The 26,075-nt window shown below is 73.2% G+C and carries 20 protein-coding genes and 1 riboswitch; of the genes, 12 read left to right on the top strand and 8 right to left on the bottom strand.

All coding sequences use genetic code 11. The annotated features are described in order from the left end of the window. Positions 1-83 precede the first annotated feature (83 nt). Positions 84-1,091: a DUF5995 family protein gene (locus tag ACZ7BZ_RS22655; protein ID WP_470359864.1), complete on the top strand. Its 1,008-nt coding sequence runs from the start codon at positions 84-86 to the stop codon at positions 1,089-1,091. Here the strand turns inward: ACZ7BZ_RS22655 and ACZ7BZ_RS22650 are convergent, their stop codons facing one another. Then, positions 1,092-2,531: a GuaB1 family IMP dehydrogenase-related protein gene (locus ACZ7BZ_RS22650; protein ID WP_380457510.1), complete on the bottom strand. Its 1,440-nt coding sequence runs from the start codon at positions 2,529-2,531 to the stop codon at positions 1,092-1,094. Positions 2,532-2,823: 292 nt separating this feature from the next. On the opposite strand from ACZ7BZ_RS22650, the gene ACZ7BZ_RS22645 reads away from it, so the two are divergent. After that, on the top strand, positions 2,824-4,323 hold the full coding sequence (locus ACZ7BZ_RS22645; protein ID WP_470359863.1) for an SDR family NAD(P)-dependent oxidoreductase: 1,500 nt from the start codon (positions 2,824-2,826) through the stop codon (positions 4,321-4,323). 37 nt (positions 4,324-4,360) lie between these two features. After that, positions 4,361-4,813 carry a nucleotide triphosphate diphosphatase NUDT15 gene (locus ACZ7BZ_RS22640; protein WP_470359862.1) on the top strand — a complete coding sequence of 151 codons (453 nt, stop codon included), beginning with the start codon at positions 4,361-4,363 and terminating at the stop codon, positions 4,811-4,813. A gap of 66 nt (positions 4,814-4,879) precedes the next feature. Here the strand turns inward: ACZ7BZ_RS22640 and ACZ7BZ_RS22635 are convergent, their stop codons facing one another. From ACZ7BZ_RS22635 to ACZ7BZ_RS22625, 3 genes are read right to left on the bottom strand one after another with little or no spacing between them, the layout of a single operon-like run. Further along, positions 4,880-7,114: an FtsX-like permease family protein gene (locus tag ACZ7BZ_RS22635; protein ID WP_470359861.1), complete on the bottom strand. Its 2,235-nt coding sequence runs from the start codon at positions 7,112-7,114 to the stop codon at positions 4,880-4,882. Further along, positions 7,111-7,797, bottom strand: coding sequence for an ABC transporter ATP-binding protein (locus ACZ7BZ_RS22630; RefSeq protein ID WP_470359860.1), 687 nt, complete (start codon positions 7,795-7,797; stop codon positions 7,111-7,113). Before ACZ7BZ_RS22630 ends, ACZ7BZ_RS22635 begins: the two co-directional genes overlap by 4 nt. Further along, positions 7,794-8,318, bottom strand: coding sequence for a PadR family transcriptional regulator (locus ACZ7BZ_RS22625; RefSeq protein ID WP_380457495.1), 525 nt, complete (start codon positions 8,316-8,318; stop codon positions 7,794-7,796). Before ACZ7BZ_RS22625 ends, ACZ7BZ_RS22630 begins: the two co-directional genes overlap by 4 nt. A 360-nt stretch (positions 8,319-8,678) precedes the next feature. Here ACZ7BZ_RS22625 and ACZ7BZ_RS22620 point away from each other — a divergent pair, with 360 nt between their 5' ends. Then, positions 8,679-9,335: an Rv1733c family protein gene (locus tag ACZ7BZ_RS22620; RefSeq protein ID WP_470359859.1), complete on the top strand. Its 657-nt coding sequence runs from the start codon at positions 8,679-8,681 to the stop codon at positions 9,333-9,335. 103 nt (positions 9,336-9,438) lie between these two features. Here ACZ7BZ_RS22620 and ACZ7BZ_RS22615 read toward each other — a convergent pair whose 3' ends face one another. The 3 genes from ACZ7BZ_RS22615 to ACZ7BZ_RS22605 form a co-directional block, all read right to left on the bottom strand. Beyond that, entirely contained in the window at positions 9,439-10,116 is a 678-nt protein-coding gene (locus ACZ7BZ_RS22615) for a YoaK family protein (RefSeq protein WP_470359858.1), read from the bottom strand. Between the two features lie 57 nt (positions 10,117-10,173). After that, on the bottom strand, positions 10,174-10,908 hold the full coding sequence (locus tag ACZ7BZ_RS22610) for an MgtC/SapB family protein (protein WP_470359857.1): 735 nt from the start codon (positions 10,906-10,908) through the stop codon (positions 10,174-10,176). A gap of 173 nt (positions 10,909-11,081) precedes the next feature. Beyond that, positions 11,082-12,764 carry an NRAMP family divalent metal transporter gene (locus ACZ7BZ_RS22605; protein ID WP_470359856.1) on the bottom strand — a complete coding sequence of 561 codons (1,683 nt, stop codon included), beginning with the start codon at positions 12,762-12,764 and terminating at the stop codon, positions 11,082-11,084. 357 nt (positions 12,765-13,121) lie between these two features. Continuing rightward, positions 13,122-13,298, bottom strand: a riboswitch (M-box (ykoK) riboswitch). A gap of 176 nt (positions 13,299-13,474) precedes the next feature. On the opposite strand from ACZ7BZ_RS22605, the gene ACZ7BZ_RS22600 reads away from it, so the two are divergent. The 4 genes from ACZ7BZ_RS22600 (at position 13,475) to ACZ7BZ_RS22585 (ending at position 18,517) form a co-directional block, all read left to right on the top strand. Then, the gene (locus tag ACZ7BZ_RS22600; protein ID WP_380457606.1) at positions 13,475-14,236 is read left to right on the top strand and encodes an ABC transporter ATP-binding protein; all 762 of its coding nucleotides are present in this window, start codon (positions 13,475-13,477) and stop codon (positions 14,234-14,236) included. After that, positions 14,233-16,974 carry an FtsX-like permease family protein gene (locus ACZ7BZ_RS22595; RefSeq protein ID WP_470359855.1) on the top strand — a complete coding sequence of 914 codons (2,742 nt, stop codon included), beginning with the start codon at positions 14,233-14,235 and terminating at the stop codon, positions 16,972-16,974. The genes ACZ7BZ_RS22600 and ACZ7BZ_RS22595 overlap by 4 nt, the downstream gene beginning before the upstream one ends. 266 nt (positions 16,975-17,240) lie before the next feature. Further along, the gene (locus ACZ7BZ_RS22590; protein ID WP_470359854.1) at positions 17,241-17,612 is read left to right on the top strand and encodes a BlaI/MecI/CopY family transcriptional regulator; all 372 of its coding nucleotides are present in this window, start codon (positions 17,241-17,243) and stop codon (positions 17,610-17,612) included. Continuing rightward, entirely contained in the window at positions 17,609-18,517 is a 909-nt protein-coding gene (locus tag ACZ7BZ_RS22585; protein WP_470359853.1) for a M56 family metallopeptidase, read from the top strand. Before ACZ7BZ_RS22590 ends, ACZ7BZ_RS22585 begins: the two co-directional genes overlap by 4 nt. Before the next feature lie 73 nt (positions 18,518-18,590). Here ACZ7BZ_RS22585 and ACZ7BZ_RS22580 read toward each other — a convergent pair whose 3' ends face one another. Beyond that, complete coding sequence (locus ACZ7BZ_RS22580; RefSeq protein ID WP_470359852.1) at positions 18,591-19,619, bottom strand: C40 family peptidase; 1,029 nt, start codon at positions 19,617-19,619, stop codon at positions 18,591-18,593. A 451-nt stretch (positions 19,620-20,070) separates the two neighbouring features. Between ACZ7BZ_RS22580 and ACZ7BZ_RS22575 the strand changes: the two genes are divergently transcribed. From ACZ7BZ_RS22575 to ACZ7BZ_RS22560, 4 genes are read left to right on the top strand one after another with little or no spacing between them, the layout of a single operon-like run. Beyond that, positions 20,071-21,939 carry a methylmalonyl-CoA mutase family protein gene (locus ACZ7BZ_RS22575; RefSeq protein ID WP_470359851.1) on the top strand — a complete coding sequence of 623 codons (1,869 nt, stop codon included), beginning with the start codon at positions 20,071-20,073 and terminating at the stop codon, positions 21,937-21,939. Further along, on the top strand, positions 21,936-24,143 hold the full coding sequence (gene scpA, locus ACZ7BZ_RS22570) for a methylmalonyl-CoA mutase (protein ID WP_470359850.1): 2,208 nt from the start codon (positions 21,936-21,938) through the stop codon (positions 24,141-24,143). The genes ACZ7BZ_RS22575 and scpA overlap by 4 nt, the downstream gene beginning before the upstream one ends. Positions 24,144-24,156: 13 nt before the next feature. Continuing rightward, entirely contained in the window at positions 24,157-25,149 is a 993-nt protein-coding gene (gene meaB, locus ACZ7BZ_RS22565; RefSeq protein WP_470359849.1) for a methylmalonyl Co-A mutase-associated GTPase MeaB, read from the top strand. Beyond that, positions 25,146-25,568, top strand: a complete 423-nt coding sequence (locus tag ACZ7BZ_RS22560) for an SRPBCC family protein (RefSeq protein ID WP_470359974.1) — start codon at positions 25,146-25,148, stop codon at positions 25,566-25,568. Before meaB ends, ACZ7BZ_RS22560 begins: the two co-directional genes overlap by 4 nt. The last annotated feature ends 507 nt before the right edge of the window (positions 25,569-26,075 follow it).

Raw genomic sequence — 26,075 nt, 5'->3', positions numbered from 1 at the left:
GGGCGCGTGCCGCGAGCGCCGGGCGCCACTCCACACTGCCACGATGATGCGATCAGTGCACGATCGGCATCGGAAGGTGGCACATGCCCGGAACAGCAACTGCCCCTACGGTTACGGCCCGTACGCCGGCGACGGTCGAGGAGGTGGTCGGCCGGCTGCGGGAGATCGCGGCGGCCCTGCCGCTCTCCGACGGGGTCGCGGTCTTCAACCGGCTCTACCTCACCGTCACCGAGGCGGTCCGCGACCGGCTGGCGGACGGGTACTTCGCCGATCCGCCGGCGATGGCCGAGCTGGACGCGGTGTTCGCCGGGCGGTACCTGCTGGCCGTGGACAGCGACGCGGCGGGGCAGGAGCCGCCCGCCTGCTGGCGGCCGCTGTTCGCGCTGCGCGCCCACCCGGGCGTGCACCCGTTGCAGTTCGCGCTGGCCGGGATGAACGCCCACATCCAGCACGACCTGCCGCTGGCGGTGGTGGACCTCTGCCGCCGCCGGGGTTGCACGCCCGCCGAGGTCGAGCGGGACTACCACCGGATCAACGGGGTGCTGGCCGAGGTCGAGGCGGTCGCCCGGGAGCAGCTGCTGCCCGGGCCCGAGCTGCCGGAGTGCGCCGGCCCGTTCCCCCACGCCGGGCCGCCCGCCCCCACCGGGCCGCCCACCCCCGCCGGTCACCTCAACCACACCGGTCCGCTCGCCCACCTGCTCGGCACCTGGTCGGTCGAGGCCGCCCGGGAGGGAGCCTGGTCCGCCGTCCAGGCGCTCTGGGAGCTGCGCGCGCTCCCGTCCGCCACCCGGGCCTTCGACGCGGCACTGGACGGGTCGGTCGGGCTGCTCGGCCACGCCCTGCTGCTCCCGCTGGTGCCCTACGAGAGCCGCAGCGATCACCGCGTCCATTGCGACCACCGCGTCCAGTGCGACCACGGCGCCCACCACAGCCACGGTGGCCACCAAAGTCACCAAGGTCACCAGAGTCACGACGGCCACCAGAGCCAGCCCGGGCACCCCCGGAACGGCACCCCGGAGACGGCCGCGGCCCCCCGGCCCCCCGCGACGGGGGTCCGGACGGCCGACGGTACGGACGCGTGCTGTGCCTGATCAGGCCCAGCTGGAGTGCAGCGGCTTGCCCTCGGCGTAGCCGGCCGCGCTCTGGATGCCCACGATCGCCTTCTCGTGGAACTCCTCCAGGGTGTTGGCGCCCGCGTAGGTGCAGGAGCTGCGCACACCGGCCACGATCGAGTCGATCAGGTCCTCCACGCCCGGGCGGGCCGGGTCGAGGAACATCCGGGAGTGCGAGATGCCCTCCTCGAACAGCGCCTTGCGGGCCCGGTCGTAGGAGGAGTCCTGGGCGGTGCGGTTGCTGACGGCGCGGGCCGAGGCCATGCCGAAGCTCTCCTTGTACTGGCGGCCGTCGGCGGCGGTCTGGAGGTCGCCCGGGGACTCGTAGGTGCCCGCGAACCAGGAGCCGATCATCACGTTGGAGGCGCCGGCGGCCAGCGCCATGGCGACGTCGCGCGGGTGGCGCACACCGCCGTCGGCCCAGACGTGCTTGCCGAGCCGACGGGCCTCGGCGGCGCATTCCAGGACGGCGGAGAACTGCGGGCGGCCGACGCCGGTCATCATCCGGGTGGTGCACATGGCGCCAGGGCCGACACCGACCTTGAGGATGTCCGCGCCCGCCTCGACCAGGTCGCGCACGCCGGCGGCGGAGACCACGTTGCCGGCCACGATCGGGATCCGCGGGTCCAGGCCGCGCACCGCGCGCAGGGCGCTGATCATGCTCTCCTGGTGGCCGTGCGCGGTGTCGACGACGAGCACGTCGGCGCCGGCGTCGATCAACGCCTTGGCCTTGCCCGCGACATCGCCGTTGATGCCGACGGTGGCGGCGATCCGCAGCTTGCCGTTCGCATCCACGGCCGGGGTGTACAGGGTGGCGCGCAGCGCGTTCCTACGGGTGAGCAGGCCGACCAGCTTGCCCTCACCGTCGACGACCGGGGCGAGCTTGCGGTGGGCCTCGGTGAGCTTGTCGAAGGCGGTGCGCGGGTCGGTGCCCTCGTCCAGCAGCAGCAGGTCGCGGGACATGATGTCGGCGAGGCCGGTGAAACGGTCGACGCCCTGGCAGTCGGACTCGGTGACGACGCCGACGGGCTTGCCGTCCTCGACCACCACGAGGGCGCCGTGGGCGCGCTTGGGCAGCAGCGAGAGGGCCTCGGCGACGGTGGCGCCGGGGGCCAGGGTGATCGCGGTGTCGACCACCAGGTGGCGCTGCTTGACCCAGGAGATGACGTCGGCGATGACCTCGGTGGGGATGTCCTGGGGGATGGCGACCAGGCCGCCGCGGCGGGCGACGGTCTCGGCCATCCGGCGGCCGGCGATGGCGGTCATGTTGGCGACCACCAGCGGGATGGTGGTGCCGGTGCCGTCGTTCGAGGAGAGGTCGACGGCCTGCCGGGAGCCCACGGAGGAACGGCTGGGGACCATGAAGACGTCGTCGTACGTCAGGTCGTACGAGGGCTTGAGGTCGTTCAGGAAGCGCATGAAGGGGGGCTCTCCGGCTGGGGGAAGGTACACCTCGGGTGCGGTTGCGGCGATGCCGCCGGGGCGCACTCGGGCGCCCGGCACCCAGCATTCGATTCTCCGTGAGAGCGGGGGCAAATGCCAGTTCGAGGAGCATTGCTGGGGGTGTAAACAAACCATGATCAATGCTCCGCGCGTAGACATGTGCGATCCTCCAAGACCCCGACCCCTGCTCCGGCTTTCGCCCCGGCCGGCGCCGCTCCCGTAGCATTCAGGCGGTAACGGCGAGGCGAGTGGGAAAGCGGCACCAGGCGTGAGCATCGAGCAGACGGACATCGAGCAGGGTCTAGGCGAGGAGGAGATCGACTACGGTCCTGGTCTCGACCCCGAGCGGCTGAAGCTCTGCCTGGAGGTGCTCGCCGAGCTCGACGGGCTGCACGTCGACCACCCGGACGCGATCACCGTCCGCCAGGCCGTCGGCGGCATATTCCGGACCCTCAAGCAGCGCCGACGCCAGGAGACCCGGGCCCGCAAGACGGCCAACGACCGCGAGGTCACCGCCCGCACGGCCACCGGCGCGCCGTCCCGGATCGACGACGAGACGGCCGGCGCCTTCGGCCTGACCACCGTCACCACCACCGAGATCGCCGGCATCCTGGAGCGGCCGCGCTCCTGCTACACCTGCAAGACCCGCTACGTCGAGGTCGACGCCTTCTACCACAACCTGTGCCAGAAGTGCGCCGTCCTGAACCGCTCCCGCCGGGACGCCCGGGCCGACCTCACCGGCAAGCGCGCGCTGCTGACCGGCGGCCGGGCCAAGATCGGGATGTACATCGCGCTGATGCTGCTGCGCGACGGCGCCCACACCACCATCACCACCCGCTTCCCCAACGACGCGATCCGCCGCTTCACGGCGATGCCGGACAGCGCCGAGTGGATCCACCGCCTCAAGATCATCGGCATCGACCTGCGCGACCCGGCCCAGGTGATGGCCCTCGCGGACGAGGTCGCCGCCGACGGCCCGCTGGACATCCTGATCAACAACGCCGCGCAGACCGTCCGCCGCCCGGCGGAGTCCTACCGCGAGCTGGTCAATGCCGAGGGCGCCCCGCTGCCAGCCGGCGAGCTGCCCCAGTCCACCACCATCGGCCGGTTCAACAGCGGCAGCGTCGACCTGCCCGCCCTCCCCCACCAGGCGAGCGACGGCGGGCAGCGGCTGGCCGCCGAGGACGTCACCTCGCTCGCCCTGGTCACCGGCTCCGCCACCCCGGCCCGGATCGAGGCCGGCACCGCGATCGACGCCGGCGGCCTGGTGCCCGACCTCGCGCCCACCAACAGCTGGGTGCAGACCGTCAGCGAGGTCGGCCCGGTGGAGCTGCTGGAGGTCCAGCTCTGCAACTCCACCGCGCCGTTCATCCTGATCAGCCGGCTGCGTCCGGCGATGGCCGCGTCCGCGTCCCGCCGCAAGTACGTGGTCAACGTCTCCGCGATGGAGGGCGTGTTCCACCGCGGCTACAAGGGCGCCGGCCACCCGCACACCAACATGGCCAAGGCCGCGCTGAACATGCTCACCCGCACCAGCGCGCAGGAGATGTTCGAGTCCGACGGCATCCTGATGACCGCCGTCGACACCGGCTGGATCACCGACGAGCGGCCGCACCCGGACAAGATGCGCCTCGCCGACGAGGGCTTCCACGCCCCGCTCGACCTGGTCGACGGCGCGGCCCGGGTGTACGACCCGATCGTGCGCGGTGAGGCGGGCGAGGACCTCTACGGCTGCTTCCTCAAGGACTACGAGCGCGCCAACTGGTAACCGTCCACGGCACCACCAGCCCCAAGGAGAACCCGAGTTGACCACCGCACCGCTGCTCGGCGCCGGGATCGTCGTGCCCACCGGGGACGGCCGGGTGCTGCTCGGCCGCCGCATCACGGCCGGTGAGCCGCCGACCTGGAGCCTGCCCGGCGGAAAGGTCGACCCGGGCGAGTCCTTCGAGCGGACGGCGGCCCGCGAACTCGCCGAGGAGACCGGGATCGTGCTGCCCGAGGCCGGGATGCGGGTGCTCGCCGTGCACCTGGACCACGAGCTCGGTCGGCCCCGGCTGACCGCCGCCGTGCTGGCGCCGCCGAGCCTGGCCGAAGCGCTGGTCACCGAGCCGCATGCCTGCGCCGGCTGGGAGCGCTTCCCGGTGGACGCGCTGCCCGAGCCGATGTTCTACCCGTCCGCGCTGGTGCTCGGCAGCTGGCTGTCCGGGCTGGACGGCGTACGGCGGGACGGGACGGACAGTTACCCCGTCGCCCGCTGATCCGCGCGACGGATCCACGGGCGACGGGGTGGTCGGCTCCGCTACAGGACTGAGCCGTTGCGGGACTCAGCCGTTGCGGGCCGCCTCCGGCCCGGTGATCCGCCGCAGCAGCGGCAGGGTGGAGGCGATGATGCCCAGCGAGGCGGCCAGGCCGAAGCCGGTCAGCCCGTAGTAGCCGAGGTCCGGCGGGACCAGGCCGTAGCCCATCTGCGACCTGAGGAACATCGCCGCCGCGGCGAAGCCCGTCCCGATCGCGAGCGCCGAGACCACCAGCAGCGGCAGCGCACTCTCCAGCCCCACCACCCGGCGCAGCAGCCGCAGAGGCGCGCCGGTCAGCCGCAGCATCGCGAACGGCCGTCGGCGGTCGGAGAGCCCGGCCACCACGCTGACCGCGAGGCTGCATCCGGCGATCGGCAGGGTGGTCAGCAGCACCACGTTCGCCAGCTGCCGCCAGCTCTGGAGCTTCTTCTGCCCCTCGGAGGACCAGTCCTCGGCCAACCGCGGCTCGTAGGTCGGGAACTCCTTCACGAACAGGGTCCGCAGCTGTTCCTTGGCCGACTCGGAGCCGTCGGTGGTCGCGTAGAGCATCCGCACCGGGAGCCCGGCCACCTCCTGCGCGGAGATCCCTGCGGCCGGCCACTCGTGCTGGGAGGCGTCCAGCAGGTCGACGAACTGGTACGGGTCGACCGCCGCGACGGCGGCGCCGGGGGCGCAGTGGCCGACCACGGGGGTCTGGGCGAGGTCCGCGCAGCTCACCAGGCTGGGCACGAACCGGCGCTCGCCCCGCTGGTACGCGCCGGCCCCGGCCGGGTTGTCGTGCACCAGGGCGATCCCGCGGAACCCGGGGACGGCGCGGGCCCGCGTCAGCACGCCGTCGGGCACCGCGGGCAGGGCCGACGCGTCCTCCCGGTTGCCGAACGGGGTGGCCACGATCGCCTTGCGCACCGAGGGGGCGCCGTTCAGCGTGCCCTGGTTGGCGTTGATGGTGCCCATGATGCCCAGGGTGCCGGTGGTCACGAACAGCGCCAGCACCAGTCCGGCGACCGAGCGGAAGCCCGCCCGGGGGTCGTCCGAGAGGCGGCGCATCGCGATCAGCGAGGCCGGCCGGCTGGTCCGCCGGGCCACCGCCCGGGCGGTCGTCAGGGTGAGCCAGGGGCCGGCGATCACCAGGCCGAGCATCACCAGCACGAAGCCGCTCAGGTAGGCCAGCGACTGCCCGTCGGTGGTCTTCGGGTGGTTGCCGACGACGTAGCCGAGCTCGGCCAGGCCGGCCACCAGGGGTGCCAGCCGCCAGGGGCTCGGCGGCTTCGGGGTGACCCGGCGGGAGACCCCGAGCGGCGAGATGGTGACCCGGCGCAGCGCGAACCGGGCGGCGAGCGCGGCCGCCAGCGGCACGCCCAGCACTACCCCGGCCACCTGCGGCAGGGTCAGGCCGAGGTCGGCGGCGAAGAAGCGGTCGCCGGTGAACGGCACGTCGGCCACCACCGGCTTCAGCGCGGAGTACAGGCCGAAGCCGACGGCCGTGCCGATCAGCGCGGCCACCGTGGACTCCACCGCCGAGATCACCGACACCTGGCCGGGCGTCGCACCCACCAGGCGCATCGCGGCGTAGCGCTGCTCCCGGGTGGCGGCGGACAGCCGGGTCGCGGTGCCGATGAAGATCAGCACCGGGAAGATCATCGCGGCGGCCACCACGGTGAGCAGCAGGACCATCCGGTCGCCGTGCACGCCCCCGCCGTAGCAGTCGTACGCGCAGTCGGTGGGCAGCACGGTGGCGATGCTGGTGACGGTGTGGGCCCTCGGCAGCACCTTGACCTCGTCGGCGGTGCGGCCGATCACCACCGCGAGGGTGTCCGGGGAGGGCAGCGCGTCGTCGCCGAGGGTGCCGACGAGCCGTCCGGGGAAGCGGTCGCCGAGTTCCACGGCCGGGGAGTCGCTCAGCAGCTTCTCCAGCGCGGGCGAGGCGTAGTACTCGCCCGGGGCCGGCAGCTTGCTCAGCCCCGGAACCACGGGCGAGGTGGGACCGGTCGGTGCGAGCTCGGCCCGGAAGACGGTCTTGCCCCGGTAGTAGTCCATCCGGGCGCCCCACCAGAGCGGGTCGGCCGGGGCGGCGGCCGTGGCGCCCTTGACGCCGGTGTTCATCCAGAGCTGCCGCGCGTTGGCGCGGTCGATCGCGTTCATGCCGGCGAACGTGGACAGCAGCAGCCCGACCCCGATCGCGACCGCCGCCGCGATCATCAGCAGCCGGGCCACGGCCTCCCGGCCGCCGCTGACGGCCAGTCGGAGCGAGAAGACGATCACGGGGCCACCGATCCGGTGGAGAGGGTACGGGCCTGGCCGTCGCGGACGATCGCCTCGCGGTCGGCGTAGGCGGCGACCCGCGGTTCGTGGGTGACCAGGATGACGGTGGTGCCCTGTTCCCGGGCCGAGGAGACCATCAGTTCCATCACCTGCTCGCCGGTCAGCGAGTCCAGCGCGCCGGTCGGCTCGTCGGCGAACAGCACCTCCGGGCGGGCCACCAACCCCCGCGCCAGTGCCACGCGTTGGGCCTGTCCGCCGGACAACTCGCCGGAACGGCGCCGCTCCAGGCCGTCCAGGCCGAGCCGGGCGAACCAGGGCCGGGCCCGGGCCAGGGCGGCGCCCCGGCGGACACCGTTCAGCAGCAGCGGCAGGGCCACGTTCTCCTCTGCCGTCAACTCCGGTACCAGCTGACCGAACTGGAAGACGAAGCCGAACTTGTCCCGGCGCAGGGCACTGCGCCGGGACTCGGCCATGGTGTCCAGGCGCTGCCCGTTGAACAGCACCTCGCCCGCGTCGGGCACCAGGATGCCGGCCAGGCAGTGCAGTAAGGTCGACTTGCCCGAGCCGCTTGGGCCCATGATGGCGAGCACCTCGCCGGCCTCGACGGACAGGCTCGCTCCGCGCAGCGCGGGCGTCTCGCCGAAGGCGAGGGCGATGTCGCGGGCCTCGATGACGGTGGTCATGCGCGCACCTCCGCGGCCAGGGCGTCGAGCCGGGCGACGGTCAGGTCGATCCAGCGCAGGTCGGCCTCCAGGTGGAACAGTCCGTGGTCGGCGAGCAGGGCGTCCACCAGCGGGCCGGAGCGGCGCAGTTCGGTGAGTTCGCGCATCCGGCGCAGGTGGGCGGCCCGCTGGGTGTCCAGGTACAGCTCGGCGTCGCGGCCCAGCAGCAGGGCCAGCACCACCTTGGTGAACAGCACGGACTGCAGGGTGGGTTCGGGCGCGACCGGCTCCTGGAGCCAGGTCTCGAACTCGGTCGCCCCGGTCTCGGTGATGACGTAGCGCTTGCGCTCGGGCCCGTCACCGGGCTCGGCCTCACCGGCCATCACCTTGCCGTCGCGGGCCAGTCGGCCGAGGGTCGCGTAGACCTGGCCGTACGGCAGGGGCTTTCCCCGGCCGAAGAAGGAGTCGTAGTCACGCTTGAGGTCGTAGCCGTGGCTCGGCTCCCGCTCCAGCAGTCCGAGGAGGGTCAAAGGAACACTCATGAGGAGGACCATACACCAGGGATATACACCGAGTGTATATCTGGCGGGAATACGCCGCTGACCTGGTGAGACGTCAACTCGTGTGCAGGGGCGGGCGGGAGACGGCCGTACGACCGCCTCCCGCTCCGCACCACGGTCCGGCACCCCCACGGTCACCGGCCCGGAGCCGCACCCAGGCACGGAGGGCGCGGCCGGACTCCAGCCTGCCCCGCCGGAGCGCCGCTGCCGAGGGCCGAACGTCCCGGCCGACGGGGGCCCCCGGCACCGGAAGCGTGACCCACTCTTGTGCGAGGGGGGCGGTCGGGTGGAGATTGGGTGACGAAACCCCGTACGCGCCCGCGTCCCTGAGGAGGCCCCAGCGTGTCCAGCGCACCCCGCCCGGCCCGGCGCGCGTCGCTCCCGCGGCGAACCGGCCGTCAGCTGCGGCGGGCCTTCGGAGCCCGGCACGAACCGTTGGCCCGCTCCCTCGACCGCTCCCGCGCCCGCGCCTGGCTGCTCACCCTCCTCGGCGGACTGCTGGCCGCCGCCCTCTCCGCCGGTGGCGCGCTGCTGCTCTACCGCGCCACCGCACCGCAGGCCGCCGCCGACAACGCGCGGCTGCACCGGATCGACGCCGTGGTGACGGCCGCCGCCGACCACGCCAGCCACTCCGGCAGCCGGTTCTCCGGCGGCTACGGCAACCGGGCCGACGTCCGGGCCACTTGGAGCTACCCCGGCGCCACCCCGCACACCGGCACCGTCGAGGCCCCGACCTCGGCCGTCGCCGGCAGCGTCGTCCCGGTCTGGGTCGACCCGGCCGGCAACGCCACCGCTCCCCCGGTCAACCGCACTGCCCTCGCCGTCTCCGCCGCCTGCACCGGCGCCGGCGCCCTGCTCACCCTCGCCGCCCTGCTCACCCTCGCCCTGCGACTGCGCCTCCAGGCCCTCGACCGCCGGGCAGAGGAGGACTGGACCGCCGGCTGGGCCCGCCTCGAACCGCTCTGGAGCGGCCGCGCGGGGCACCGCCGGGAGGAGTGACCGGCGCTGGCGGAGCGGAGTGACCGGCGCGGGCGGAGCGGAGTGACCGGCGCGGGCGGAGCGGAAGGGCGGACGCCCCCGGCCCAGACCCTCGGAACAAGCCTCAGCGGCGTTCCGTCCAGCTCGGGGCCGGGGTGGGACTGGCGGCGTGGTGGGTCAGGATGGCGACGGCGACCAGGAGGACGAGCGCCAGGGCCAGGGCGACGGTGACCGTGGCGTGGAGAACCAGGGCGGCGCCGAGGAGCGCGCCTGCGAACATCCAGCCGGCCGAGGCGACCCGGCGGGGGCCGGTGCGGTCGGCGGCGAGGGCGGTGATGGTCATGGTGAGCACGGTGGTGGTGAGGTCCGGGACCTTCAGCGAGCGGACCACCGCGTTCTGGCCGCCCATGGCGAGGGCGAGCAGGCCGATCAGGGTGTAGCGGGCGGGTTCGGAGCCGTGGCCGGCCGCCGCCGCCAGGACGGTGCTCCCCGCGAGGAGCACCGCCTGGGCGGCGACGGCGACGGTCAACAGTCGGCCCCCGTGGCCGGGCAGGTGCCGGGCGAGGTGGCCGCCGGCCAGGGCGCCGAGCAGGAAGGCGGCGAGGGCGGCCAGTGAGGCGGTGGCGGACAGTCCGGGGGCGCCGGCCAGGGCGAAGCCGAGGAAGACCACGTTGCCGGTCATGTTGGCGACGAAGACGTGCCCGAGTTCGAGGTAGCTGACCGCGTCCACCACCCCGGTGACCAGGGTCAGCACCAGCAGCATCGGCACCAGCGGGCCGTGCTCGGGGTCGGCTTTCAGCATCGGGCGGCTCCCGGAAGGTTCGGCTGACGGACCTTCCGTTCTACCCTCTCGGCGCGCTCAGGCGAGTGCCGGGCCGCTCGGGTCGTCCGAGTCGTCGTCCAGGTGCCAGTGCAGGTCCCGTACGCCCGGCTCCAGCGAGAGTCGGCTGACGACCTGCTCCAACGCGGGGGCGACCTGGCCGGTGATCGCCACGGTGGCCCGCAGACTGGTGGCGTCGCCCTGCTCGGTGCGGCGGGCCCGCAGGCCGGTGGGGGCGAGGCCGGAGGCGGCCAGGGCCTGGAGCAGCAGGGCCCGGATGTGGGTCTCGGCCTTGCGCTCGCACTCCAGGTGGACGGTGGCCCGGGAGGTGGAGTCCGGGTCGCTGCCGGACTGCGGGGAGCGGTCGAGCAGCCGGCCGGCCGGGCGCAGCACCAGGTGCACGGCGAGCACGGCGAGGGTGCCGAGAACGGCCAGTTCCAGCTTGCCGGAGGCGGCCAGTACCCCGACGGCGGCCGAACACCACAGCGTCGCCGCGGTGTTGAGGCCGCGTACGCCGGCGCCGTCGCGCAGGATCACGCCACCGCCGAGGAAGCCGATGCCGGAGACGACGTAGGAGGCGACCCGGGTGGGGCTTCCGGTGTCGCCGACCGCCTCGCTGTACAGGACGAACAGGGTGGCGCCGGCGGCGACCAGCGCGTTGGTGCGCAGGCCGGCCATCCGGGCCCGCCACTGGCGCTCGACGCCGATCAGCGCGCCGCAGGCGACGCCGGTGGAGAGCCGGACCAGGAACTCGACGGTGGTCAGGGTGTGCACGACGGCACCTCCTCCAGGGGTTCACGGATTCACGGATTCACGGTTCACGGGTTCCGCTGTTCCGCGGCTCAGCGGCTCAGCGGTTTCAGCTGTTCAGGGAGACCGCGGGAAAGGGAACGGACGGGGGCGAGCCGTCGCCCGCCACCCGTCCGTACGGGCTTCCGCTCGGCGGCTCAGTGGTTGAGCGCGGTCTGGACGACCTTGATGATGACCATGACCATCGCGATCAGCAGGTAGGCGCGCAGGGCGCCCATGCCGACCTTGCGGGCGGTGGACATCACCGGCTTCCCCAGGGTCTCCAGCGGGGGCATCCGCCAGTTCTCCCGGCCGGTGCGGTCGATCGGGTCCTCCTTGGTGCCGGTGCGGCCGGCGGTGAAGAAGTATCCGGCGACCAGCACCCCCACCACGCCGCAGCTGCCCATGATCCAGAGGATCGCGTCGGAGCTGATGCCCGGCCAGACCACCGAGGCGGTCAGGATCAGCGAGAGCATCACCAGCACGCCGACCACCGTCGAGGTGAAGGCGTTGGTCCTCGGCCCGTTGGCCCAGGGGCCGAGGACCGCCTTGTCGTTGCAGAGCAGCAGCAGGAAGACGGTGGCGGAGGGCAGCAGCACCCCGGCGAGCACCTGGACGAACTGGGTGATCAGGCCCTGGGTGTAGCCGTTGGAGAGCAGGGTGATGGTCGCGGCGACCGCCACCAGGCCGGCGTAGACCGCGTAGAAGCCCTTGGCGCCCTTGACGCCCCGGTGCAGCGAGTGCTTGATGCCGAAGACGTCGCCGATCGCGTAGGCCGTGGAGAGCGAGACGGCGAAGGCGCCGATGATCGAGGCGTCCAGCAGCGCGATGGCGAACAGGACGCCCGCCAGGTGGCCGGCCTTGGCCTCGATGCCCTTGGCGACGGCGGCCGTGTCGGAGAACTGGCCGAAGCCGTCGGTGCCCGCGAAGGCCGCCGCCGTGAGGCCGATCAGCGCGGCCGCGCCGATGATCACGATCGCGATGCCGATCCACAGGTCGACCTTCTCGTACTTCATGAAACGCGGGGTGATCCGCTTGTCGATGACGTACGACTGCTGGAAGAACAGCTGCCAGGGGGCGACGGTGGTGCCGACGATCGAGATGATCACCATCATGACGGCCGCGAGCTGGCCGGCGCCGCCGGGCATGCTCGGGGTCACGAAGTCGTGGGCCATCTGCGAGGTCCTGGGGTGGACCAGGAAGTAGATCGGGACCAGCAGCAGCGAGCCGACGCACAGCGTGATGGCGACCCGCTCGAAGCGCTGGAAGGAGCCGGTGAAGGCCGAGGCGATGATGATCGCCGCCGCCAGCACCACCGAGGCGACCTTGGGCAGGCCCAGGTACCCGGCGGCCATCGTGACGCCGATGAACTCGGTGACCAGGGTCAGCGCGTTGAGCAGGAAGAGGTCGATGACGCTGAAGGCGCCCCAGAACTTGCCGAACCGCTCCAGGATCAGCCGGGCGTGCCCGACGCCGGTGACGGCGCCCAGCCGCAGCACCATCTCCTGGTTGACGTACAGCACCGGGACGAGCAGCAGCAGCGTCCAGAGCAGCTGGGTGCCGTAGTTCTGCCCGGCCTGGCCGTACGTCGAGAAGGCGCCGGCGTCGTTGTCGCCGACCATCACGATCAGGCCGGGGCCGACGATCGCCAGCAGGGTCTTGAGCCGGGCGGAGAGGCCGTGGCGGGGGGTGGTGTCGTCGAGTCGAATGGTGCCGAGCGCACCCTTGATGTCGCCGAGGTGGGCGTCGTCCAGGACGGCGGACCGGGCGGCGTCCGGAGCGGCGGCAGTGGGGCCGGTGGGGACCGTGGAGACGTTCGGGTCCAGCATCACGTTGGTCATGGCGGGGCCTCCCTCCCCCTTCCTTGAGGGGGTGTCAGGGGGCACGCAGCAGCGAACCTCCCTGCGGGCGCACGGCATCGACTCCGTACGGCGACGCTGAGCGGCGGCGGCCGTGCGGGCATGACGATGCGTCAGGCGCCTTGCGTCGAGGCGTGCTTGAGCGCACGACGAAGCGCCGGGTGAACGCGCAGGGAAAGTTGGTTACCGCGTGCCGGAGGTGTTCGAGAGCATGCGGGGGTAGGGGCTACTGTGGCCCGGACTATCGCAGTCCATGTCTCTCGCCTCCTCCCGGTCGGGGGCGCACCGTCTGTGCGCCGCATCGCGACACGGCAAGGAGCACACCGGCCTTCGAGGACCGGTACACCCCAACTCGTCAGAGCTTTGGCACTCCACGGCGTGTCCAGCCGGATCGGCCGGAAGCCACTTGGGGTCAACCCTTAACTCGGGAAGACCTGTCCTGAACCTGGGCGTCTCTCGACGTCGTCGGGTCAGTGGCCTGTGTCCGTGAAGACGCCTCACCGAACGAGGTGCCTTTTCAAACCTCCCAAAGCATAGACCGGCCCGGCCACCCGGAGTCACCTTTTCGGCCGACCTTCGACAGCTTTGTAGAACCTTGACCAAACCCGCGAGGGCTTGCGCATCCTCTACCGGCATATATAGTTCACCGACATATGCAGCTGAACAGCTCACGAGGGGGAACTGTGTCCCACATCGATCCGAGCCGGCCCGCGCCCGTCCTGCAGCTGGCCGGGGTCTCCCGGGTGCACGGGCGCGGCGCCGCCGAGGTCCACGCCCTGCGCGCGGTCGACCTGACCGTCCACGCCGGCGAGTTCGTCGCCGTGATGGGGCCCTCCGGCTCCGGCAAGTCGACCCTGCTCACCCTGGCCGGCGGGCTGGACCTGCCCAGCGAGGGCCAGGTACTGGTCGAGGGCGTGACCCTCGGCGGCCTGAGCAAGGGCAAGCTCGCCGATCTGCGGCGGCGCTCCGTCGGGTACGTCTTCCAGGACTACAACCTGATCCCGGCGCTCACCGCCGCCGAGAACATCGCCCTGCCGCGCGAACTCGACGGCGTCTCCGGCCGCACCGCCCGCCGCGAGGCCCTGGCAGCCCTGGAGGAACTCGGCATCGGCGAACTCGCCGACCGCTTCCCCGACGACATGTCCGGCGGCCAGCAGCAGCGCGTCGCCATCGCCCGCGCCCTGATCGGCGAGCGCCGACTCGTCCTCGCCGACGAACCCACCGGGGCACTGGACTCCGCCACCGGTGACGCCGTGCTCGCCGTGCTGCGCGCCCGCTGCGACGCCGGCGCCGCCGCCATGATGGTCACCCACGAGGCCTCCCACGCCAGTTGGGCCGACCGGGTGGTCCACCTGCGGGACGGCGCGGTCGCCTCGGAGAGCACCGGGCGCCGCTCCGGCGGCTGCCAGGCGGCCGTCCACCGGCCCCACGCACTGGGCGAGGTGACGCGATGAGGCTCGGAGCATGGAAGATCGCGCTGCGGATCGCCCGGCGCGACGCCCTGCGCGCCAAGGGCCGCAGCGCCCTGATCCTGGCGATGATCGCGCTGCCCGTACTCGGCGTCACCGGCGCCGACGTGGTCCACCGCAGCGGACAACTCTCCCCGGCCGAACGGGTCGAGCGGGTGGTGGGCGGCGCGGACGCGCTGGTCACCGCGCTCAACCCGGGCCAGACGGTCGAACAGGCCCCGATCGCCGAGGACGGCGCCTTCGCCGTCCAGCCCCGCCCGGGGCAGCAGCCCACGCCCGAACAGCTGAAGGCCGCCGGCACCGATCCGGCCACCCTGGTCGGCTCGCTGCTGCCGCCCGGCAGCGCACTCACCCCGGCCCGGCCGGGCCCGGAGACCGGCGCGACCTCCCCCGAGGGACTGGTCCGCACCCTCACCACCGAGGCCGACCTGGGCGACCCGGTCTGGCACGGCCGGCTCGACCTGGTCAAGGGCCGCGCCCCCGGCGCCCCGCGCGAAGTGGCCGTCACCCAGGCCTTCCTGGACAACTCCGGGCTCCCGCTCGGCGGCACCACCACCGTCCAGGGGCTGGACGGGACCACCTTCACCATCACCGGTGTGGTGGAGCACCCGGGCGACCTCGGCCGGGTCGAACTCGTGGCCAGGCCGGGCGAGTTGCTCGACCCGCTGGCCGCTGCGGCCAAGCCCGGGCAGGCCTCCGCCGACCGGCCCGCGAGCGGGCACGCCGCCTGGCTGGTGCACCTGCCGGGCGGGGCCGCCCTCGACTGGGCCAAGGTCCAGCAGTTCAACGCCCACGGCTACACCCTGACCGCGCGCTCGGTCGCGCTCGACCCGCCGCCGTACCGGGCCGTCCCCTACTTCCGGGACTCCACCACCTACCACGACCCGGCCAGCGGCAACAGCACCAAGGTCGTGGTCGCGACCGTGACCGGGATGGCGCTGCTGGAGGTCGCCCTGCTCGCCGGGCCCGCCTTCGCGGTCGGCGCCCGCCGCTCCCGCCGCCAGCTCGCGCTGCTCGGCGCCGCCGGCGGCCGGCGCACCCACATCGGCGCGGTGGTGCTCGGCGGCGGCCTCGTGCTCGGCCTGGCCGGCGCGGCGCTCGGCGTGACGGTCGGCACCGGCCTGGTCGCCTGGCTGCGGCCGGTGATCGAGGAGGTCGGCGGAGCACGCTTCGGACACTTCGCCCTGCCCCCGCTGGACCTGCTGGCGATCGCCGGGATCGGCCTGCTCACCGCGCTGCTCGCGGCCGCGCTGCCGGCCTGGCAGGCCGCCCGGCGCAGCGTCACCGCCGGCCTCACCGGGCGGGACACCGTCCAGGCACCCAACCGCCTGGTCACCGTGGTCGGCGTGGTGCTGATCCTCGGCGGCGGCGCGATCGCGATGTACGGCGCCGGCGCGGTGCAGCGCGGCCTGCCCGTGGTGAGCACCTACGACACCCGCACCCTCACCGTGCTGGGCGGCTCGGTCACCGCCGAACTCGGCCTGCTCGCCTGCACGCCGGTGCTGGTCGCCCTGTTCGGCCGGCTCGCCGGACGACTGCCGCTCGGCCCCCGGCTGGCCCTGCGGGACTCCGCGCGCAACCGCTCCCGCACCGCACCGGCCGTGGCCGCGGTGATGGCCGCCGTCGCCGGGGCCGTCGCCATCGGGGTGTACAGCACCAGCACCGACGCCGAGAACCGGCGCGACTACCGGCCGGAGGCCCCGTACGGCGCCGTCCAGCTGATCGCCCACAGCGAGGGGCCGCAGGCCGCACAGCTGCCGATCGAGGTTGAGAAGCAGCTCACCGGGCTCGGGCCGCGCGCCGACCTCGGCCAGGCGGTCTACCGCTTCTGTGACAACTGCTCCAGCGCCGTCCAGCTCAAGGGCACCCCGAACTGGCGCACGCTCACCGCCGTCCCGCACCTGGCCACCGGCGACGCGACCGTGCTGCACAACCTCTTCGACATACGGGACCAGGCTGCCGAACAGGCCCTGGCCGCAGGGAAGATGCTGGTCTTCGACCGGTCGCTGATCGGCGCCGACGGCAAGGTCGTGATGGAGCTGCGCGGGGGCGGCGGCGGACCGCTTCAGCCCGGGCAGATCCCCAAGCCCGACCTCCAGGAGATCCCGGTCGACGCGGTGCTGGTCGACAGCCCGGACGCCGCCCGCTTCGCCCAGGGCCTGGTGCCGACCACCGCGCTGGCCAAGCTCGGCATCTCCTCGGCCCCCCAGGGTTCGGTGTGGCGTCCGGCCACCCCGCCCGACCGCAAGGCCCAGCAGCGGGCCGCGGCCGCCGCCGCCCAGCTGGACCACTACTCGGAGCTGGACGTCGAACGCGGCTACCAGTCGAAGGGCGACGCCCTCACCCTGGCGCTCACGGGCTTCGCCGGACTCGTGGTGCTCGGCGCCGCCGGGATCGCCACCGGGCTCGCCGCCGCCGACTCCCGGCAGGATCAGTCCACCCTGGCCGCCGTCGGCGCCCCGCCGCGGATCCGCCGGACCATGGCGGGCCTCCAGTGCGCGCTTATCGCCCTGCTCGGGGCGGTGCTCGGGGCGGCCAACGGCTTCATCCCGGCCGTGGGGCTGCTGAAGTCCCGGGCCAGCGGGTTCGGTTCGAAGCCGATGCTGCTGGCCGCACCCTGGGGCGAGCTGCTGCTGGTGGTGCTGGTGCTGCCGGTGGTGGCGGGGCTGCTCGCGGCGCTGCTCACCCGCTCCAAGGTGCCGCTGGCGCGACGGCTCTCCTGACCCCTCGCCGGCCGCCTCCCCACGCCGTTCCCCATCCGCCCCCCGATTCCCACCCGGTTCCCACCCGTTCGAGCACGTCGAGCGCGCCTTGAGCCCCGACTGAGCACCACCCGAGCACCATCCGAACACCACCCGGGCACCGCCCGGACTCCGTGGGCGCCCGTCCCTTCCACCAGGGGGCGGGCGCCCGGCGCTCACCGTACGATGGGCCGCGTTCCAGCGGGCGAAGGGCGCCGGCAGTCGGTGCGGCGAGGGAGACGAGGGCGGTGCTACGGGGTTTCGGCGATCTCGAGGCCGAGATCATGGACCGGCTGTGGTCCTGGGGCCGGCCGGCCACGGTGCGCGAGGTGGTCGACGACCTCCAGCGGCAGCGGGCCGTCGCCTACACCACCGTGACCACCGTCGCCGACATCCTGCACACCAAGGGCTGGCTGCGCCGCGACAAGGTCGGCCGCGCCTGGGTGTACGAGCCCACCTGCACCCGCGAGGCGTACACCGCCCAGCTGATGCACCAGGCGCTGGACACCAGCACCGACCGGGCCGGCGCGCTGCTGCACTTCGTCGACCGGATCAGCGGGGACGAGGCGTCCGCGCTGCTCGCCGCCCTCGAACAGGTGAAGACCCGGGGCACCGAGTGACGCTCGCCCTGCTCGGCCTCTACCTGGCCGTGACCGGCGTGCTGCTGCCCCGCCGACTGGCCGGCTCGCCCCGGCTGCAGGCCCGGCCGGCCCTCGGCGCGGCGCTGTGGCTGGCGCTGATGGTCTCCTTCACCGTCGCCCTGGTGCTCGCCGCGCACCACGCCGTAGAGCCCGCCGCGCACGAGCCGGCCGGGCTGATGGGCCTGCTCCCCCACCTCGAACCGACCGGGCCGGTGCTGCCGCACACCCACGGCCGGTGGCTGCCGGTCGCCGCCGGGGCGCTGCTCGCCGTACTGGCCGCCGTCGGCATCCGGGCCGGGCGGGCCCGGCGGCGCCACCGGGCGATGCTGGACGTGGTCGCCGTACGGGAGCGGCGCTGCGGCGTGCTGGTGCTGGAGCACGCCCACCCGACGGTCTACTGCCTGCCCGGGCGGCGCTCCCGGGTCGTGCTGTCGCGCGGGGCGCTGCGGCTGCTGGACGAACGGCAGCTGGCCGCGGCCGTCGCCCACGAGCACGGGCACATCCGCGGCCGCCACCACCTGTTCCGGCTGCCCGCCGACACCTTCGCGCTGCTGCTGGGGCCGCTGCCGCTGGCCCGGCTGGGGCGCTCGGAGGTGGCGCTGCTGCTGGAGATGGCGGCGGACGACGCGGCGCTCACACAGGTGTCCCGGACTGAACTCGCCTCGGCGCTCTGCGCGTTGGCCACCTCCGGGGCGACTACGGGCGCAACGCTCGGAGTCGCCTCCACCGGGGTGCTGGCCAGGGTCCACCGACTGGCCCGGCCGAGCGGCGGTCGGCGGAGCCGACCGGCCGGGCGGCTCGGGGTGTTGACCCTGTCGGCGCTGCCGCTCCTACCGCTCCTACCGCTCCTGCCGTACCTGCTGGCCTGCGCGCCACATCCGTGATCCGGGCCCAACGGCGTGGGGCCCGGGCCCGGCGATACGGGACCCGGGCCCGGCGGCGCGAGGCGTGGCGGCGTTACGGGCGGACGGCGCCCTTGTAGGGCATCGCGGAGATCGGCAGGACCTCGACGTTCTTGCCGGTGCGCGGGGCGTGGATCATCTTGCCGTCGCCGATGTAGATGCCGACGTGGTGGATGTCGTCGTAGAAGAAGACGAGGTCGCCGGGCTGGAGGGCGTCCCGCGAGATGCGCGGGCCGTCGTTCCACTGGTCCTGGGACATCCGGGGGATCGTGACGCCGGCCGCCTTGTAGGCCTGGCTGGTGAGGCCGGAGCAGTCGAAGCTGTCCGGGCCGCTCTTGCTCCAGCCGTACGGCTTGCCGAGCTGCGCCTGGGCGAAGGCGATGATGGCCGCGGCCCGCCCGCTGGCCGGCGGGGCCGGGCTGCTCATGTCCGGGCGCGCGGACGAACGGGAGGCGCGGTCGGCCTCGGCCGCCTGCCGGGCCTCGGTCTTGGCCTTGTCGGCGGCCTGCTGGGCGTTGACCTTGGCACGGTCCTCGGCGCTCAGCCTGTTGAGCGTGGCCTGGGCCTGGGCGAGCTTGGTCTGGATCTGCTGCTTCTTGGCCGTCAGCTCGGTGCCGACAGAGTCGAGCTGGGCGAGCGTGGCGGTCGCCTCGGCGCGGTCCTGGTCGAGCTTGCGCTGCTCCTCCTGGGCCTGCTTGAGCAGGGCCGCCTGGCTGCCGGCGACCTGGTTCTGCGCCGAGGCGCGCTCCAGGTAGCCGGCCGGGTCGGAGTCGAGCATCAGCCGGACGGACGGGTCGATGCCGCCGTTGCGGTACTGGTCGGCGGCGACCGCGCCGAGCCGGGTGCGCAGCTCGTTCATCGCCTCCTGGCCGCGGGCGACCTTCTCCTGGATACGGTTGGCGTCGCCCTGGAGCTTCTGCTGCTTGTCCTGGAAGCCGTTGTACTGCTCGACGGACTGCTCGGCCTCCTCGTTGAGCTTGTCCACCTGCTCCTTGACCGAGGCGAGGCTGGGGGCCGGCTCGGCGTGGGCGGTGCCGGCGGCGAGCACCGCTCCGCCGGCCATCGCCGTCGTGAGGACCGCCATGCGGGCCCGGCTCGGGGGGCTGGGCTTGCGGCGTTTTCCCATCGCGGTGGGCTCTCCTTCGGGGGACGGGCGGGGAGGTTCGGTGACGCGTGGACACTCGTAGGAACGTAGGGGAGGCGTTCGCACGTTCATCCGGGGCGTCCGGGGGCGTCCGGGGGCGCTCGGGAGTGTGAAAAGACGGCGAAGGACGGGCGGAGCCGTACGGGGGATGCCGTCCCCGCCCGCCTTCTTCGAAGTAACTTAATAGATGAGGGGCGGGGTTCCGCAATCCCCCTGATCCCGGGCACTTTCCCCGGACCGATCCGACCCCCGCGAACCGCCCCACGAACCGCCCCGTGGCACTCCCCGCCGCACGGAGTGCGAACACCGTGCCGGAAGCACGCCAAATCGAGAACAAGGTCACACGTGACGCCCCTCCTTCCGGTCCGCCAACGGGCGCTAGCCTGCGCACATGAAGGTCCCGCCCGAAAGGCTCCCCCTCGCCGCCGAGTTCCCGGCCGCGCACCGTGAGCAGTGGCAGCAGCTCGTCGAGGGTGTGCTGCGCAAGTCCGGCGCCCAGCCCGAGGACGCCGCCGCCGCCGAGCAGGCGCTCACCACCGCGCTCCCGGACGGGCTGCGCGCCCGCCCGCTGTACACCGCCGAGAACACCACCGCCGAGCCCGGCTACCCCGGCTTCCCGCCGTTCGTCCGCGGCGGCCGACCGCAGGGCTCCGCCGTCGCCGGCTGGGACGTACGCCAGCGGCACGCCGACCCGGACCGGAGGCGCGCCAACGAGGCCGTACTGGCCGACCTGGAGCACGGCGTGACCTCGCTCTGGCTGGAGCTGGGCGGCGAGGGCCTGCCGGTCACCGCCCTGCCCGAGGCGCTCGCCGGGGTGTACCTGGACCTCGCCGCCGTGGCCCTCGACGCCGGACCCGAATTCACCGCCGCCGCCGAGCGGTTGTTCACGCTGTACCAGGAACGAGCGGTCTCCCCCGACGCCGCCGCCGGCAACCTCGGCGCCGACCCGCTCGGCCTCCAGGCCCGTACCGGCTCCGCCGCCGAGACCGACGTCCTGCTCACCGAGGCCGTCGGCCTGGCCGCCCGCTGCGCCGCCGAGTACCCGAACGTCCGGGCGCTCACCGTGGACGCCCTGCCCTACCACGAGGCAGGCGCCTCCCCCGCCCAGGAACTGGGCTGCGCGCTGGCCACCGGCGTCGCCTACCTGCGCGCGCTGACCGCCGCCGGACTCCCCGTCGACACCGCGCTCGGCCAGCTGGAGTTCCGCTACGCCGCGGACGCCGACCAGTTCCTCACCATCGCCAAGTTCCGTGCCGCGCGCCGCCTCTGGGCCCGCGTCGCCGAGGTGTCCGGTGCCTCCGCCGAGGCCTCGGCGCAGCGCCAGCACGCCGTCACCTCCCGGGTGATGATGACCGCCCGCGACCCGTGGGTGAACATGCTGCGCACCACCGTCGCCTGCCTGGCCGCCGGGGTCGGCGGCGCCGACGCCGTCACCGTGCTGCCCTTCGACAGCGCGCTCGGCCGGCCCGACGCCTTCGCCCGCCGGATCGCCCGCAACACCCAGTCGATCCTGCTGGAGGAGTCCCACCTGGCCCGGGTGATCGACCCGGCCGGCGGCTCCTGGTACGTCGAGCAGCTGGGCGAGGAGCTGGCCCAGGCCGCCTGGGCCTGGTTCCAGGAGATCGAGCGGGCCGGCGGCCAGTTCGCCGCCCTGACCTCCGGCCTGGTCGGCGAGCGGATCGCGGCGACCTGGGCCGAGCGGTCGGTGAAGCTCGCCAAGCGGCGCGAACCGGTCACCGGCGTCAGCGAGTTCCCGCTCCTGGACGAGCAGCCGCTGGTCCGCGAGCCGGCCCCGGCGCGGTACGCGGGCGGGCTGCCGCAGGTACGCCGGGCCGAGGCGTACGAGGCGCTGCGGGACCGCTCGGACGCTTTCGTCGCCGCGACCGGCGCCCGTCCGACGCTGTTCCTGGCCTCCATCGGCAGCGCCTCCGCGCACACCGGGCGCACCACCTTCGCGGCCAACCTGTTCCAGGCCGGCGGCATCGCGACCACCTCCGTCGAGGGCGTCGACCCGGCCGCCTTCGCCTCGGCGTTCCGGGAATCCGGTGCGACCGTCGCCTGCCTGTGCTCCAGCGACGCCCTGTACGGCGAGCACGCCGCGTCCGTCGCCGAGGCCCTGAAGGCGGCCGGCGCCCAGCGGGTTCTGCTGGCCGGTCGCCCGGCCGAAGTGCCCGCCGGAGTAGACGAGTTCATCTACGCGGGCGGTGACGCGATCGCCGTCCTCACCTCCCTGCTGGACCTCATTGGAGTGGCGCGATGATCCCCGACTTCACCGGCATCGGGCTGAACGACGACAGCGCCCGCCCGGACGTCACCGACGAGCAGTGGCAGGCCGCCTGGCGCCGGACCACCGGCAAGGACGCCGACGAACTGGTCTGGGACACCCCCGAGGGCATCGGCGTCAAGCCGCTGTACACCGCGGCCGACCTGGCCGGCGTGGACTTCCTGGAGACGTACCCCGGCATCGCCCCGTACCTGCGCGGGCCGTACCCGACCATGTACGTCAACCAGCCGTGGACCGTCCGCCAGTACGCTGGCTTCTCCACCGCCGAGGAGTCCAACGCCTTCTACCGCCGCAACCTGGCCGCCGGCCAGAAGGGCCTCTCGGTCGCCTTCGACCTGCCGACCCACCGCGGCTACGACAGCGACCACCCGCGGGTCACCGGCGACGTCGGCATGGCGGGCGTCGCCATCGACTCCATCTACGACATGCGCCAGCTCTTCGACGGCATCCCGCTGGACAAGATGTCGGTGTCGATGACCATGAACGGCGCCGTGCTGCCCGTGCTCGCGCTGTACATCGTGGCCGCCGAGGAGCAGGGGGTGCCCCCGGAGAAGCTCGCGGGGACCATCCAGAACGACATCCTCAAGGAGTTCATGGTCCGCAACACCTACATCTACCCGCCGCAGCCGTCGATGCGGATCATCTCGGACATCTTCGCGTACACCTCGCAGAAGATGCCCCGGTACAACTCGATCTCCATCTCCGGCTACCACATCCAGGAGGCCGGAGCCACGGCCGACCTGGAACTCGCCTACACCCTGGCCGACGGGGTCGAGTACCTGCGCGCGGGCCTGGACGTGGGCCTGGACGTGGACGCCTTCGCGCCGCGACTGTCGTTCTTCTGGGCGATCGGCATGAACTTCTTCATGGAGGTCGCCAAGCTGCGCGCGGCCCGGCTGCTGTGGGCCAAGCTGGTCAAGCAGTTCGACCCGAAGAACGCCAAGTCGCTGTCCCTGCGCACCCATTCGCAGACCTCGGGCTGGTCGCTCACCGCCCAGGACGTGTTCAACAACGTGACGCGTACGTGCGTGGAGGCGATGGCCGCCACCCAGGGCCACACCCAGTCGCTGCACACCAACGCCCTCGACGAGGCGCTGGCGCTGCCCACCGACTTCTCCGCCCGCATCGCCCGCAACACCCAGCTGCTGCTGCAGCAGGAGTCGGGCACCTGCCGGGTGATCGACCCGTGGGGCGGCTCGGCGTACGTCGAGAAGCTGACCCAGGACCTCGCCGCCCGGGCCTGGCAGCACATCCAGGAGGTCGAGGCGGCCGGTGGCATGGCCAAGGCCATCGACGCGGGCATCCCCAAGATGCGCGTCGAGGAGGCCGCCGCCCGCACCCAGGCCCGGATCGACTCCGGCCGCCAGCCGGTGATCGGCGTCAACAAGTACCGGGTGGAGAACGACGAGCAGATCGACGTGCTCAAGGTCGACAACTCGGCGGTCCGGGCCCGGCAGATCGAGAAGCTGCGGCGGCTGCGGGAGGAGCGCGACGAGGCGCTGACGCAGTCGGCGCTGCGCGCGCTGACGGCGGCCGCCGAGGCCGGCCCGCAGCGCGGCGGCTCGCTGGACGGCAACCTGCTGCACCTGGCCGTCAACGCGGCCCGGGCGAAGGCGACGGTGGGCGAGATCTCGGACGCCCTGGAGAAGGTGTACGGCCGCCACTCCGGCCAGATCCGTACCATCTCCGGTGTGTACCGAGACGAAGCGGGCCCGTCGGCGCCCCTCCAGCGCACCCGCGACCTGGTCGAGCGGTTCGAGCGGGCCGAGGGCCGCCGCCCGCGCATCCTGGTCGCCAAGATGGGCCAGGACGGCCACGACCGCGGCCAGAAGGTGATCGCCACCGCCTTCGCCGACCTCGGCTTCACGGTCGACGTCGGCCCGCTGTTCCAGACCCCGGCCGAGGTCGCCCGCCAGGCCGTCGAAGCCGACGTCCACATCGTCGGCGTCTCCTCGCTGGCCGCCGGACACCTCACCCTGGTGCCCGCGCTGCGCGCCGAACTGGCCGCTGCGGGGCGGGAGGACATCACCATCGTGGTCGGCGGCGTCATCCCGCCGCAGGACTTCGAGGCGCTGTACGAGGCCGGCGCGGCGGCGGTCTTCCCGCCCGGAACGGTCATCCCGGACGCGGCCTACGACCTGCTGAAGTCGCTGGCGGCCGATCTCGGCCACGAGCTGTGATCGCCTGATCGTCATGCCTCCTCGGACCATCGACCTCGATGCATATGTGACGGGTGTCCTGGACGGCTCGCGCGCCTGGATCGCGCGCGCCGTCACCCTCGTCGAGTCCACCCGGCCCGACCACCGCGCGCTCGCGCAGCAGTTGCTCCAGCGGCTGCTGCCGCACGCGGGCGGGGCGGTGCGGGTGGGCATCACCGGCGTGCCCGGTGTCGGCAAGTCGACTTTCATCGACTCCTTCGGAACGATGCTGACGGCGGCGGGCCACCGGGTCGCGGTGCTCGCCGTCGACCCCACCTCCAGCCGGACCGGCGGCTCCATCCTGGGCGACAAGACCCGGATGGAGCGGCTCGCGGTCGATCCGGCCGCCTTCGTCCGGCCGTCGCCGACCTCGGGGACGCTGGGAGGCGTCGCCAAGGCCACCCGGGAGTCCATGGTGGTCATGGAAGCGGCGGGGTACGACGTCGTCCTGATCGAGACGGTGGGAGTCGGGCAGTCCGAGACGGCAGTGGCCGGAATGGTCGACACCTTCCTGCTGCTGTCACTGGCCCGCACCGGCGACCAGCTCCAGGGCATCAAGAAGGGCGTGCTGGAGCTCGCGGACGTCATCGCCGTCAACAAGGCGGACGGGCCGCACGAGCGGGACGCGAAGGCTGCGGCGCGTGAACTGGCGGGCGCGCTGCGGCTGTTGCAGCCGCCGGACGCGGCATGGACGCCGCCGGTGCTGACCTGCAGCGGGCTCGACGGGGCCGGGCTGGACGTGCTGTGGGAGCGGCTGCAGCAGCACCGCAAGGTGCTCGACGCGACGGGCGCACTCGCGGCCAAGCGGCGAGAGCAGCAGGTCGAGTGGACGTGGGCGATGGTCCACGATCAGCTGTACGCGCGCCTGCACGAACACCCGGAGGTGCGGCGGCTCGCCCCGGAGCTGGAGGCCCAGGTGCGGGCCGGTACGCTGCCGGCGGGGCTGGCCGCGCAACGGATCCTGGACAGCTTCTTCGGTACGTCCTGAGAGGGCAGGGGACCATCGCCACCATCGTCGAGGACATCGTCATCGAGGCCGGCGCAGCTGAAGTCTGGGACGCCGTAAGGGATGTGGGCGCCGTACACCAGCGCCTCATCCCCGGCTACGTCCTCGACACCCGTATTGACGGCGACGTCCGGTACCTGACCATGCCGGGCGGCACGGTCATCCGGGAGCTGATCGTCAGCGTGGACGACGAGCTGCGGCGGCTGGCGTACTCGGCGGTCGAGGGCTTCAAGATTCCCCTGACGCACCACCACGCCTCGTTCCAGGTCCTCCCCGAGGACCCGGACCGCTGCCGGCTGGTATGGACCACCGACGTGCTGCCGCACGAGAGGGCCGAGCAGGTCCGCCTGCGGGTCAGCCGGGGCGCCCAGGTCATGAAGGAAACCCTGGAACGCAGTTAGCGGTCACAACCCGACGCGAACCCCGCCACCACGGCGGCAGAGAACAGCACCCACCACACGAGTCGGGCGACGGTCGCCACTACGCCACCTCACAGCCGGTGTGAAGTTCGAGCGCCGTGCCCCACCCATGCGTGGGGCACGGCGCTCCGGCGTTCTCCAGGCACTCGAACCACACCACCTTGCCCGCACCCGTCGACCGCCACCCCCAGGTGTGCGCCAGCGATTCGACGAGCAACAGCCCACGCCCACCGGTCGCTTCGTCGTCGCGATCCCGCCGGGGCAACTCCGCACACCGGTCGGCCACCTCCACCTGGGAACTACGGCAAGATCATCGAGCTGGTTCGAACCGACCGACGCACGACCCAGGTACAGCTGGGTGAGGCGTGTGCGGCCCCTGGGCCGCCGTCGACGGGGACGGCGGCGACGGGGACGGCGGCGGCCCCACCGAGCAGTACACCGTTTGGCAGCACGGACCGCGTCGGCTCTGGGACGAGGTCGAGGCCGCGC

The sequence above is a fragment of the Kitasatospora sp. NPDC036934 genome, from assembly GCF_055608425.1.
The sequence above is the reverse complement of the archived record's forward strand: the minus strand, read 5'-3'. Positions and strand labels throughout refer to the sequence as shown.